Below are 11,474 nucleotides of genomic sequence, written 5' to 3' on the forward strand. Positions count from 1 at the left end.
GACCAGATGCTGTCGCTGTACGTCGACGGTCATGTCGGCCTTGGCGAAGATCCCCTCCTGGCCGCGCAGGGGCCACAGCAGCCCGCCCAGGGAGCCCTTGGGGCGGATGGTCTGTGCCTCTTGCCAGGTCGCTCATGGGACGCCGTCCATTCGTGGGGAGTTGTGTTACGGGCGTTCTGTGAGGGGGTGGCCTGTCGGTGTGCTGTCGACAGGCCGCCCAGGCCCCGGCTCACTGCTGCCAGGCCGCGACGAGGTTCTGCACTGGGTCACCGCCTTCGCGTGCGAGGTAGAGGGCGCGTGAGCTGACCCAGAGAACGGTCGGGCCGACGTGGTCCGGGTAGCGGTCGAGCATCGCCTGGAAGAACGCGTCCGGGGTGTCGTGCTCGGCCAGTGCGGCCTCGGCGTCGTCGAGGTACCGGCGGGTCTCGGCGAAGAGGCGCGCGGCGTCGTCGTCGAGGGTCTTGTTCTGGTGGCTCGCCACGATGTGGCGCGGTGCCAGCGCGGCGACGGTGTCGATCGCCTTGCGCCAGGGGCCGAAGTCGCCGTCGGCGGACTCGGCGAGGTAGACGTGGACGCCGTTGTAGATGACGTCGCCGGCCACCACGAGGTCGAGGTCCGGCACATGCACCACCGCGCTGTCGTCGCTGTCCGCGTGCCCCACCTCCACGAGGTTGACGTCGTGGTCTTCGAGGGTGAGGCGGTTGCCGGGCGCCGCGACGGCCGTGATGGGCGACGGGGGGATCTGGCCCGGCCAGAGGACGTCCCAGAGGACCTCCCGGGCGTACACGTTGTTGTGCATCTGCGCGATGGAGCCCGAGGTGGCGACCACCTGGGCGCCGAAGCGCTCGGCCAGCAGCCCGGCGGTGAACCAGTGGTCACCGTGCCCATGGGTCACGACGATGTGCGTCAGCCTCTTCCCGCTCAGCGCGACCCAGTCACCGACCGCTTGTGCCTGGTCGAGGGTGAGTGGCGGGTCGACGAGAACGGCGTCCTTCGTGCCGTGGATCAGGGTGACCGCGATGGGCTGGAAGGTGCGGGGCTCACCGTTGGGGAGCGGTCCAGGGCCGGCCATAGGCAGCGGATCCGCTACGAACACGTCGTAACCGAGGCCGGAGTTGGTGCTGGTGTTGCTGTGGGTGGACATGGTTTCTCCTGTCGGTCACTGCATCTGGGCTGGTGGTCGGTGTTGCCGTCGGGCTGTTCACGCGCGGTCGAGGAACTTCCTGACGTCAGCGGCGAACTCCTCGTGGTGCTGGAAGAGGAAGCCGTGCGCCGAGTCCGGGTAGATCTTGATCTCCGCCTCGGGGATGAGCCCGGCCAGCAGGTGGGAGTAGCGGGGGAGGATCATCGGGTCGCTGTCGCCGTTGGCGACGAACACCGGTGCCTGGATCGCGGTCACCCGTTCCATGAGCGCGACGTTGGGGATACCCCAGGCGACGACCGCGTCGTACTGCGCCTGGCGCGTCTGCCAGGTGGTGGGCGTGTCCAACTCGGTCCGGGTGAACATGCGTTGCATGGCCTTCTCGCCGGCGGACCGGCTCTCGGCCGAGCGGGTGTAGAAGACGTCGAGCACGAGGGAGGGAACGACTTCCGGCTCGCCCACCGAGTCGATGACCCACTTCGCCCATCCGTGCATGCCGGGCGCGCCCTGGGGCGCCGCCGAGGCGAGCACGAGCCGCCGCACCAGCGCCGGCCGGATCAGCGCGATCTCCTGGGCCACGAAGGAGCCCAGGGAGAAGCCGAGGATGTCGGCCTGCGCCAGGTCCAGGGCGTCGAGGAAGGCGATGGCGTCCTGTGCCATCTGCGCGACCGTGCTGGGCGTGGTGCCGCTGGATCCTCCGACTCCGGCGTTGTCGAAGGCGATGACGCGCCGGTCCTCGGCCAGAGCGTCGACCAGGGCCGGATCCCAGTAGTCGAGGTTGCCCCGGAAGTGCATGAGCAGAACAAGCGGCACCCCGCCCTTGCCGCTCTCGCCGAGCTCGCGATACGCGTACTCGATGCCGTTGCCGGCGGACACGGTCTTGAGGGGCGCCTGTGCGTAGCTCTCCGTCATCGGACTCTCCCTTCAGCTCGGCCCTCACGGCCCTCACAGGAGCCGGGATGGATGCTCCGGCGCACAGAAACCGCTGGCCGGCCGCTGAACGCCATCCATGCGAACGGATCGATGTATAGTGATCGCTTTACTTTGATGGTGTCGAAACTACTCCCTCCCTCGGCGAATGTAAAGCGGTCGCTATACTTACGTGCATGGAGACTGGGGCAACGACCACCGGGACCGCCCGCAGCGGCGGACGCGGCGCGCGGGAGCGCATCCTGCGCGCCGCGGGGGAGCTCTTCTATGCGCGCGGTATCCACGCCACCGGCGTGGCGGCGCTGATCGAGGCCGCGCATGTCTCGCCGCGGACCTTCTATGTGCACTTCCCGACGAAGAACGCGCTGGTGGAGGAGTATCTGCGCCGGTTCGAAAAGGAGACGCCGCTCCTTGCCGAAACAGAGCTGGAGCGCGGCGATCTGACGCCGGTTCAGCGACTGCTGGCGATTTTCGCCCCGATCGACGGGGGTCCGGCCGCGGTCATCCGTGGCTGTCCGTTCCACAACGCGGTCGTCGAGGGGGCCGGGGAACTGCCCGAGATCGCCCATCTCGCGCGGCGGCACAAGCATGCCTTCCGCGACCTCCTCGTGACCACCGCCGCCGAGGCCGGAGCAGTCGACCCGGAGACCCTGGGCCGGCAACTGGCGGTGCTCTTCGAGGGCGCCAACGCGCTCGCGGCCTCCTGCGACGACGCGGAGGCCTTCACGGACGCCCGGCGAGCGGCCGAGACGCTGCTGGACGCGGCGTTGCGGACCGCGCGCTGATCGCGACGCCGCGTCCAGCAGCGTCTCGGCGACGGGTTCAGCAGCGAGTGATCGGTGAGGACAGCGGCTGGTGTCGTGTTCGTGCCCGACATCGGGCAGTTGGAGGCACGCGATTGCGCAGAGCAGACCGGTGGCGGCAAGGGTGACGAAGAGCGCGGGGTGGCCGCCGAGCGCCAGGAACCCGAGGGCGGCGAACGGAACCGGCGACTCGGGCAGCCGTCCGGGTAGGAACGTGCTCATGCTGAGGCCCATGACTGCCACGGCCGCGTGGACGACAGCCATGTCGTAGGTCCACGACATCATGACGAGGCTGACAGCGGCCGTCACCCCGGCGAAGCCCACGAACAGCTTCTGCCGCCGGACCACATCGGACAGACTGCCGGTGATCACCGAGGGCAGGATGACGCACGCACTGATGATCACGTGATGTGAACCCGCTGGCCGGACGCCAGTGACGCCGCCCAGCGTGCGTGAGCGATGCGTGAGCGGGCGGTCCGGCACCAGTTGGATCCGGGTATCACGCCGTCGAGCTTTACAAGTCTCCGACCAGGGAAACCGGGCCGATCGTGATCGTGGACCACCACCCGTCACGATCTTGCAGGCCCTCGTGATGCGTGGGTCTCGGGTTCGGATCCCGAACGCGGCTCCAGCACGACGTTTCGACGGCTGCCTCGTCGGCACCGGTCTTCTCCGGCATCCCCCATCACGACATCACGCGTTCAAGGTCAGTAACGGAGTCCTATAGGGCAACCACAAGATCATCGAGTTGATGCCCGTCGGTCAAGTTCCCCCCGACACACACAATCAATCAGCGTCGCACGGTAACGACGATGCGGCTTTGCGTGCCAGTCGTGTCGGTCGATGCCAGCGCTCAGACCTGGTGGATCCCTGGCGGTCGCGCAACTCAGGCTGGCAGGAACTTGTGGACACTTCTTGGCGTGGCGCTGCTGGTTCGGCACCCGGTAGTCTCCGTAACACACCGGTAGCACCCCCTATATGGTGACGAAAAATGGAACCCAGTAATAGGCAGCGTGGCCTCCTGAATTGCCTGCTCGCGCATAGCGGCTACATTGCGTCTGAGGAGATTGCAAAGCAGCTCGGCGTGTCCGTGCGAACTGTCCATCGCGACATTGCGGCAATCAACAAGATTGCGCCCATCATTCATAACACGCCCAGCAAAGGCATTCGACTCGACTACAAGGCATATCTTGCGGCGGCTCAGGTCCTTAGAGGAGAGTCGCGTCCGGGGGGTCTGTCGGTGCAAGAGCGGCGTCGTGTCATCCTGCTCCTGTTGCTGTTCGCATCTCCGACTGGGTATTCGATCAATAGGCTCTCCGAGATCTTCTATATTGCCCAGTCCTCGATCCGGCGAGACATGAAACATCTGGCCGGAGAGGTGCGGCGCTACGAACTGGAACTTCGGCCGGCGCAAACCGGGACCGCCGTAGCAGGTAGAGAGCGAGCAATCAGGAATGCACTGATGGAACAGGCTGCTCCGTTGCTGTCCCCTGGTCTGGCTGTGGAAGCCAACGCCGCTGGCAATCGGCTCGAGCTCGAGATCCTGCAGGACCAGGGTCTGCTGCTGGCGGAGGAGTTCTCCGTCGTCGCGAGAGCGATATATTCCGTCGAGAACCAGTTTGGATTCCGTATCGAGAATCCGGAGTATCAGGATCTCCTGACCTATCTGATCATCGTTGTCGAACGGATTCGCTGTGCGAAATCACGTGAAGAGGCCGGCGGAATGGGGACGGCACGGCCAGCAGATGCTGAATTGCGGACGGGTCTTGCCGGAGTGCCGCGTGCGCTGATCGACGAAATCGCACACAGTCTTGATCTCGAAGTACCTGAATCCGAGGCGGAACCGCTGCGCGCGTTCTTGTTCCGGACCTGGGGCGATGACACGGCACCCAGCGCTGACACACCAGCCAAGTCGGCGCAGGCCATGGGGGAGCGGCTCATTCAGTTGGTGTCCGATGAACTTCGCGTCGACCTGACGGCAGACCAATCACTCCGCGAAAAACTCCTCCAGCACCTAGGCCCCATGCTGTTCCGGACGGAGCACGGGATGCAGATTCTCAACCCGGTGCTGGCCGAGATCAAGTCTCAGTTTCCCGAGGTCCACGAGGCGACCGCCACGGCACTGGTGACCTGCGAGAACGAGTTCAACGTTCGTCATATCAGCGAGTCCGAGTCCGCCTATCTGGTGCTGTACCTGCAATGTGCGGTCGAAAGCCAGAGGAATTTCAGGAAGATGCGCGTCGTCGTGGTGTGCTCGACAGGAAGGAGCACGGCATACTTCCTGCAGAGTTGGCTGGAGGAGAAGTTTCCGCAGTGGGACATCGCGGGTGTTCTCGGCACACGCGAACTCGAGGAGCGCATGGTTTCCGAGGAGTGTCTCGATGGAGTCGACCTGTTCGTCTCGACCGTACCGATTCCCAGTGACGTTTTCTCAGCGGTGATCATTTCCAGATTCCGTTGAGGACGAGGGCGGCTCGGGCGATGTCGCCGATCCGGCTGGCGCTGAGGGTGATGTGTTGCAGGGTGCGCCAGCGTTGTTTGAGTTCGGCTGCGGCGCGTTCGCCGAGGGCGCGGAGTCCTCTGATCAGGTTGTTCGTGGTGCGCGTGTCGGCGTGCAGGGCTTGCTCGGACCGGCCCTTCGGGCGCCGTACCGGGACGAGGATGCTGATGCCGGCGCCGATGTAGCCCTTGTCGGCCAGGGTGGGCAGGCCGTCGGCCGCGGCCTTGTACAGCGCGGGAAGTGCGAGGATACGCGCGGCGGTGATGTCGGGGGTGGAGCCGGGCTCGGCCTCGGAGACCCACAGCGGGGTGCCGTCGGGGGCGGACAGGAACTGCACGTTCCCGCCGAAGGCCTTGTGCTTCTGGCTGAACCACAGATCGTTGCCGTTGTCGCGGACTCCGGCGAGGCGGTCGGACTCGATCAGTGTGCCGTCCAGGATCACGTGGGTCATGCCCTCGCGACGGCAGCGGTCCAGCACCTCGTGCAGGTCTGGTGCCCGGAGGGCGAGCACGGTGATGCCTTCGTGCAGGTAGCGGTAGCCGGTGGCCTGGGAGACGCCCGCGTCGCGGGCCAGGCAGTGCACACAGCCGCGCTCGCGGAACCAGCGCAGCACCAGCACCGCCTGACGGAACGGGCCGAGCGCCCGGCTGCCGCGCGGGGTGCCGATGCGTCGGCGGTGCGCGGCCAGCAGCCGGGACAGGTGGTCCACGACGTGGCGCGGGACGTCGAGCGTGGCAACATAGGTGACCAACGTGAAGCCTCTGGCTGTTCGGACATGATCTTGTGGTGAGACCTGTCCTACCAGGGGCTTTACGTCTGCCTCCAGTCGAGATCAGTTCGTCCGGCCTGCCCACGAAGGAAGTGGGTTCATACCGCTTCGCGCAGATGATTTCGCTGAGAAAACGTCAGTGGGCCGGTTCCCGCGGTGGTTGTCAGTCCGCTGCTCAACGAACGTGACGTCGAAATAATACTGGAAACCGCGCGGGCACGGGCGGTGGAGTCCGAATGAACGCGGCATTCAACAGTGACCGGCGTGCCGCGGTGCTGTCGGAGAGCATGCAGCGACTTTTCCGCTGGGGACTGGTGTCTTCGGTGAGTGTTGCGGAGTCCGCTGTCGTCGCCCGAGAGGGCGCGGGGAGCACCTATGTCGGAAAGGGCATCGCAGTACCGCACGTTGTGGGAAGCGCCGCACTGAAAAGCGCGGTAGGTGCGATCGAGTGTGAGGAGTGCCAGTGGGGTGCTCATCGGGTGACGCTGCTGCTGTTCGTGACGCTGCCCGAGCTCGGCCTGCCGCAGGAAGAACGGCAAACGGCGGTGATCCGGGATATCGCCCAACTGACCCGACGTATTCCATCAGCGGGCGAAGCAGCCAACGCCGTGTTCGAGTTCTTGCGAGAACATGGCGCGTATACAGAGACATGTGAGACGGACGGTCCCGGGCGCGGGACAGCCGTTCCACTCCTGGGCCGTGGCGGTTACCTCGAGTTCGAGTGGCCCAGCGGTCCAATCACCGGGCGGGAAGCGCGTTCCGGGCGCACCCTGCACGAGTAATCGCGGCGAGTGCCGCAAAGTCATCCAGACGAAAACGACCCCGGGCAAGTCCGGCGGCCGAAGATACAGCTGTGCCTTCGACGGACCGAGAAGCTGCACAGAGAAGGGAAATGAGTCATGGCCAAGCAAATCCAGATTCTGGTGGCCTGCGGCAGTGGCGTCGCCACGTCGACGGTCGCGGTGGGACTCGTCGAGGAGATCCTGAACACGGCCGGGATCCCCGCGAAGATCTACAAGTGTTCGCTCGGCGAGCTGGAGAGCCGGCAGAACGACGTGGATCTCATCCTCACCACGGCGAACTACAAGAAGGAGCTGGCGGTGCCGCACATGAGCGTCTTCGGGCTCATGTCCGGCGTCAACTCCGAGGCGGTGGAGGAGAAGCTTCTCCGGGTGTGCCGCGAAATCCAGGCGAACTGACGACAACTCAGAATAGGAGCCTCTCATGTGGAATTCGATCGATGACTTCTTCAGCGAGTTCTTCAGAACCGTGTCGGACCTGGGGGCCTCGGTCCTCCTGCCCGTCGTCATCGCGCTGCTGGCCCTCTTCTTCCGGATGAAGATCGGCCGGGCGCTCAAGTCGGGCCTGCTGGTGGGCATCGGCTTCACCGGCCTGGGACTGGTGGTCACGCTGCTGGTGACGACCATCCAGCCGGTCATCAATTACTACAAGCACCTCGGGGGCGGGTACACGACCATCGACATCGGTTTCGCCGCCGTCGGGGGCGCCGCGTGGACGGTGCCGTTCGCAGTGCTGGCGATCCCGGTCATCGTGGGGCTGAACCTGATACTGATCAAGCTCAGGCTCGTCAAGGTCCTGAACGTGGACATCTGGAACTTCATCCACTTCATGATCCCCGGCGCCATGGCGTACGCGCTGTTCCACAGCGTCGTGATCGGCTTCCTCGTGACCGTGGTGCTGTCGGTCGTCGCCCTCTACGCCGCCCAGTGGGCCGCCCCCAAGTGGGAGGAATACTTCGAACTTGACGGGACGACCTGTACGACGCTGTCCTTCGTCGCGCTCTACTACCCCGTCGCCGTCGGACTGAACAAGCTGGTCGACCGGATTCCGGGCCTGCGCAGCATCGACGTGAACATGGACAAGCTTCAGAAGCGTCTCGGCTTCTTCGGCGATCCGGCGTTCATCGGCATCATCGTCGGCGCCTTCCTCGGCCTGCTGACCCGCCAGTCCCTGCCCTCGACCCTCACCATCTGCATGGGGTTCGCGTCCGTCATGATCCTTCTGCCCAGGATGGTCGGCGTGATGATGGAAGGCATCCGGCCGCTGAGCACCGCCGCCGCGGAGTACATGAAGAAGCGGGTGAGCAAGGACTCGAAGATCTGGATCGGCATGGACATCGCCCTCGGACTGGGCGACCCGGCCTGCATCACCGTCACCGCGATCACGATTCCGTTCGTGATTCTCTACGCCTTCATCATCCCGGACATGAGCTACTTCCCGCTGGGTCTGCTGGCACAGGTCTGCTATCTGACGCCCATGGTCGTGCTCGCCAGCAAGGGCAATGTCTTCCGGAGCGCGCTGTTCACGATCATGTGCATGGCCGTGGTGGTGTTCTGCGCCAACATCTTCGCCCCGGAGGCAACGGCGATGATGAACGCGACCAGCGTCCACGTGTCCGGCCAGATCACGGACGGCCAGTTCGGCTGGAACCCCGGCAACATCCTCGTCGCACTGATCAGCAAACTCACATGAACGCAAGCGTAAGCCTGGGATGTGCCTGATGAAGACGGTTTTTCAGAGGATTGATATGTTCGCGGTGGCCGGCGAGGCCGAGTCCGGCGACGCAGCGATCCGACTGGGCGGCGAATTCCTGCATCGGCAGGGTGACGTGGGCGAGTCCTTCGCGCAGGAGTGCGTCGACCGAGAGCGGGACTACCCCACCGGTCTCCTGACCAGTATTCCCGTCGCGATTCCCCACTGCAGGTCGGATGCCATTTTCAAAGACGCAGTCTGCTACGTGAGACTGCGGTCGGCAGTGACGTTCCGACGCATGGACGACGACGAAAAGGCAATCGAGACCAGGAGCGTCTTCGTCCTCGCGGTGAAAGACGGCAACGACCATGTGGACTTCCTTTCCCGGACCATACGGGTCATCACGGACCCGGAATTGATGCAACGGCTGGAGAGCATGGAGATCGGTGATGTTCCCGCCTTCCTGGAACGCAGTTATGAGATGAAGGGCTAGGCGACATGGCTAGGAAGACAATGCTCGCGCCGTCGGTGTTCGCGGCGGACCTGGGGACACTGCGTGAGCAAGTGGCCGAGCTGGAGGCGAAGGGCGTCGAACTGCTCCACTTCGACGTGATGGACGGACAGTTCGTCGAACGGGTCGCCTTCGGGGCGGACCATCTCTCGGCACTGCGCGCGATGACGAAGCTGCCGATCGAGGCTCACCTGATGGTCGAGCGTCCGGAGTGCTGCCTGGACAGCATGGTGGCCGCCGGCGCGGACACCGTGGTGATCCACCAGGAGTCGACGACGCGAGTCCTGAGCTGCCTGCACAAGATCCGGGCCGGCGGCGCGAAGGCCGGAATCGCACTGAGCCCCGCCACATCGGAGGAGACGCTCCGGTACGTCCTCGACGATCTCGACAAGATCCTGCTCATGACGGTGAATCCGGGTGAGGGCGGTCAGCACTTCCTCGACTCGGTGGTGGAGAAGATCCGGCGGACCCGGGACCTGATCGGGGACCGAGAGATCGACATCGAGGTGGACGGCAGCATCGACGCGAAGACGATCGCGACCTGCTTCGCCGCAGGGGCGAACGCCTTCGTGTCCGGTGGCTACCTCTTCAAGGGAAGCGTCGCCGACAACATCGACGCTCTTCGCGACGCACTAGCCTCGCCGTTTCGGTTGGTGTGACGAGGCGTGGCTGAGGGGTTGACTGTCTCGTGGCGATGCGATTTCGGTCCGTGGGCATGGCGGAGTCCCGGCGCGGTGGTCGGGTTCTCCAAGGTCCTTCAGGTCGCGGGCGGTCAGGGGTTTGCCGGTCAGCCGGCGGGACGGGGCAGTGTTGCGAGGCGGTGGAAGGCGGTAGCGAGTTCGTGTCGCCAGGGCCAGGTAGCCGATATCCGCAGGCGCAGGCGGCGGCCGCCGCGGGTGAGGCGGGCGGCGACGTGCAGCAGCCGGTAGCGGAGTTTCTTCGGCTCGGCAGTGGCGAGTTCGCCGTCCAACAGCAGGACGCGCATCCAGGCCAGCAGGTCGATCGCCGCGAGGCTGAGTTCGAGCCAGGCGGCGTTGACGTTGAAGTCGCGGGAGGGGAAGCGGCCGAAGCCGGTGGCCTTGCCGCACCGGATGTGGTCTTCGACTGTGGCGTGCCCGCGGTGGCGGACCTCCAGGAATTGGGCGGAGCCGCCACCGGAGTACGGGGTGTCGGTGAGGAACACTTGATGCCGCAGACCCTCGTCCTGATCGAACAGGGACAGCTGGGCTCCGGGGTGCGGCCGCTCCCGGCGCACGATGATGCGAGTGCCGGCGGGGTAGCCGGTCAGGTCGAGCATGCCGGTCAGCTCGGCGACCTCGGCGCCATCACGCAGCGTTCCGTCCTGGTCCAGGGCGGGATGCCAGAGGTGGTTGGGCACGGTTCGAATGGCGCGGCGGACCGGCTCGGTGACCGCGTATCCGACCGAGAACCGCAGGTTGAGGCCGCGCTCACGCAGGGCTCGGATGTGGGCGAGGAAGGCTTTCGCGGATCCGGCGCTGTCGGTGCGGACGAGGATGTCGGTGCCGTGCCGGTGTGCGTCCGGGATCTGGGCGAGCGCCTGGTCGAGCACCGTGATGTGGTCGCTGGCTGTGTTGGCACCGGCGTTTCCGGGCCGCAGTCGGCCAGACAGTCCTTCGCCGGTGTTGGCCAGGAAGCACAGCAGCGGGTGGAAGCCGAAGCCGCCTTTATAGGTGGGTGCGGCCTGCTGTTTCTCGGAGTGGCAGGTGATCAGCGTGGCGTCGAGGTCCAGGACCAGACCGGGCAGCATGCGCCCCGCAGCGTGGACTGCGGGTATGCCCTCACCCTGCTCGGCGGCCTGCAGCCAGGCGACTTCCCGGGCCTGGGCACGGGCCGAGCGCAGACAAGCCAGTGTCTTGTCGCCGGTGTCGGCGAGCAGCCGCCAGGCCGTCGGTGTCGAGGCGACCGGGCCGAACACTTCGCCCTGGTCCCGTAGTACAGCCAGGTCCGCGATGGCCTCGCCGCCGTCGGCGAGCATCACCGCCAGGTCGGTGGCGATCCGGCCCGGATCGTGTCCGGTCCCGCGCGGCCGAAGCGGCCTGAGAGCGGTCGAGTACGCGGCCGTCAGCCCGGTGGCATCAGCGAGATCCGCCAGCAACCGTGCCCCGGTATGCGCCAACACGAAGTAGACCACCAGCCGGGCCGGCAACAGCCGGTTCCGCTGCTGGACCCGACCCGTCTGCGCCAACACCTCGTCCACAAGCGACTGAGGAAACGCCTGTGTCAGCACCCCGATCGCGACCCGATCCGACAACCGCTCACCAGATGACTTCAGTTGACCCGCTCTTGCCACACCAACAACAACGACC

13 protein-coding genes are annotated in these 11,474 nt (G+C 65.6%); 9 read left to right on the plus strand and 4 right to left on the minus strand.

Going from position 1 to position 11,474, the window contains the following annotated elements; translation table 11 throughout:
* Positions 1–229 precede the first annotated feature (229 nt).
* Positions 230–1,144 carry an MBL fold metallo-hydrolase gene (locus ACSYGN_RS35430; protein WP_460403016.1) on the minus strand — a complete coding sequence of 305 codons (915 nt, stop codon included), beginning with the start codon at positions 1,142–1,144 and terminating at the stop codon, positions 230–232.
* 57 nt (positions 1,145–1,201) lie between these two features.
* On the minus strand, positions 1,202–2,053 hold the full coding sequence (locus tag ACSYGN_RS35435; protein ID WP_460403018.1) for an alpha/beta fold hydrolase: 852 nt from the start codon (positions 2,051–2,053) through the stop codon (positions 1,202–1,204).
* A gap of 194 nt (positions 2,054–2,247) precedes the next feature.
* Between ACSYGN_RS35435 and ACSYGN_RS35440 the strand changes: the two genes are divergently transcribed.
* The 4 genes from ACSYGN_RS35440 (at position 2,248) to ACSYGN_RS35455 (ending at position 5,335) form a co-directional block, all read left to right on the plus strand.
* Entirely contained in the window at positions 2,248–2,856 is a 609-nt protein-coding gene (locus ACSYGN_RS35440; protein ID WP_460403020.1) for a TetR/AcrR family transcriptional regulator, read from the plus strand.
* Positions 2,857–2,910: 54 nt separating this feature from the next.
* Positions 2,911–3,084, plus strand: coding sequence for a hypothetical protein (locus tag ACSYGN_RS35445; protein ID WP_460403022.1), 174 nt, complete (start codon positions 2,911–2,913; stop codon positions 3,082–3,084).
* 73 nt (positions 3,085–3,157) lie between these two features.
* Complete coding sequence (locus ACSYGN_RS35450) at positions 3,158–3,283, plus strand: hypothetical protein (protein ID WP_460403024.1); 126 nt, start codon at positions 3,158–3,160, stop codon at positions 3,281–3,283.
* Positions 3,284–3,865: 582 nt separating this feature from the next.
* On the plus strand, positions 3,866–5,335 hold the full coding sequence (locus ACSYGN_RS35455; RefSeq protein WP_460403026.1) for a BglG family transcription antiterminator: 1,470 nt from the start codon (positions 3,866–3,868) through the stop codon (positions 5,333–5,335).
* On the opposite strand, the gene ACSYGN_RS35460 is transcribed toward ACSYGN_RS35455, so the two are convergent.
* Positions 5,316–6,125, minus strand: a complete 810-nt coding sequence (locus ACSYGN_RS35460; RefSeq protein ID WP_460403028.1) for a transposase family protein — start codon at positions 6,123–6,125, stop codon at positions 5,316–5,318. The two genes, ACSYGN_RS35455 and ACSYGN_RS35460, sit on opposite strands and share 20 nt — an antisense overlap.
* A 254-nt stretch (positions 6,126–6,379) precedes the next feature.
* On the opposite strand from ACSYGN_RS35460, the gene ACSYGN_RS35465 reads away from it, so the two are divergent.
* The 5 genes from ACSYGN_RS35465 (at position 6,380) to rpe (ending at position 9,806) form a co-directional block, all read left to right on the plus strand.
* Entirely contained in the window at positions 6,380–6,925 is a 546-nt protein-coding gene (locus tag ACSYGN_RS35465) for a PTS sugar transporter subunit IIA (protein ID WP_460403030.1), read from the plus strand.
* Positions 6,926–7,042: 117 nt separating this feature from the next.
* Positions 7,043–7,342, plus strand: a complete 300-nt coding sequence (locus tag ACSYGN_RS35470; protein ID WP_460403032.1) for a PTS sugar transporter subunit IIB — start codon at positions 7,043–7,045, stop codon at positions 7,340–7,342.
* A gap of 25 nt (positions 7,343–7,367) precedes the next feature.
* The gene (locus ACSYGN_RS35475) at positions 7,368–8,636 is read left to right on the plus strand and encodes a PTS transporter subunit IIC (protein WP_460403034.1); all 1,269 of its coding nucleotides are present in this window, start codon (positions 7,368–7,370) and stop codon (positions 8,634–8,636) included.
* Positions 8,637–8,664: 28 nt separating this feature from the next.
* On the plus strand, positions 8,665–9,129 hold the full coding sequence (locus ACSYGN_RS35480) for a PTS sugar transporter subunit IIA (protein ID WP_460403036.1): 465 nt from the start codon (positions 8,665–8,667) through the stop codon (positions 9,127–9,129).
* Positions 9,130–9,134: 5 nt separating this feature from the next.
* Positions 9,135–9,806: a ribulose-phosphate 3-epimerase gene (gene rpe, locus ACSYGN_RS35485; RefSeq protein ID WP_460403038.1), complete on the plus strand. Its 672-nt coding sequence runs from the start codon at positions 9,135–9,137 to the stop codon at positions 9,804–9,806.
* A gap of 128 nt (positions 9,807–9,934) precedes the next feature.
* Here rpe and ACSYGN_RS35490 read toward each other — a convergent pair whose 3' ends face one another.
* Positions 9,935–11,458, minus strand: a complete 1,524-nt coding sequence (locus ACSYGN_RS35490) for an IS1380 family transposase (RefSeq protein ID WP_460403040.1) — start codon at positions 11,456–11,458, stop codon at positions 9,935–9,937.
* Positions 11,459–11,474: the final 16 nt, after the last annotated feature.

The organism is Streptomyces sp. YIM S03343 (genome assembly GCF_054729195.1).

Coding starts and splice junctions, on each gene's coding strand:
- rpe (WP_460403038.1), top strand. CDS start 9,135: ATGGCTAGGAAGACAATGCTCGCGCCGTCGGTGTTCGCGGCGGACCTG.
- ACSYGN_RS35430 (WP_460403016.1), bottom strand. CDS start 1,144: ATGTCCACCCACAGCAACACCAGCACCAACTCCGGCCTCGGTTACGAC.
- ACSYGN_RS35470 (WP_460403032.1), top strand. CDS start 7,043: ATGGCCAAGCAAATCCAGATTCTGGTGGCCTGCGGCAGTGGCGTCGCC.
- ACSYGN_RS35455 (WP_460403026.1), top strand. CDS start 3,866: ATGGAACCCAGTAATAGGCAGCGTGGCCTCCTGAATTGCCTGCTCGCG.
- ACSYGN_RS35475 (WP_460403034.1), top strand. CDS start 7,368: ATGTGGAATTCGATCGATGACTTCTTCAGCGAGTTCTTCAGAACCGTG.
- ACSYGN_RS35450 (WP_460403024.1), top strand. CDS start 3,158: ATGACGAGGCTGACAGCGGCCGTCACCCCGGCGAAGCCCACGAACAGC.
- ACSYGN_RS35480 (WP_460403036.1), top strand. CDS start 8,665: ATGAAGACGGTTTTTCAGAGGATTGATATGTTCGCGGTGGCCGGCGAG.
- ACSYGN_RS35435 (WP_460403018.1), bottom strand. CDS start 2,053: ATGACGGAGAGCTACGCACAGGCGCCCCTCAAGACCGTGTCCGCCGGC.
- ACSYGN_RS35465 (WP_460403030.1), top strand. CDS start 6,380: ATGAACGCGGCATTCAACAGTGACCGGCGTGCCGCGGTGCTGTCGGAG.
- ACSYGN_RS35440 (WP_460403020.1), top strand. CDS start 2,248: ATGGAGACTGGGGCAACGACCACCGGGACCGCCCGCAGCGGCGGACGC.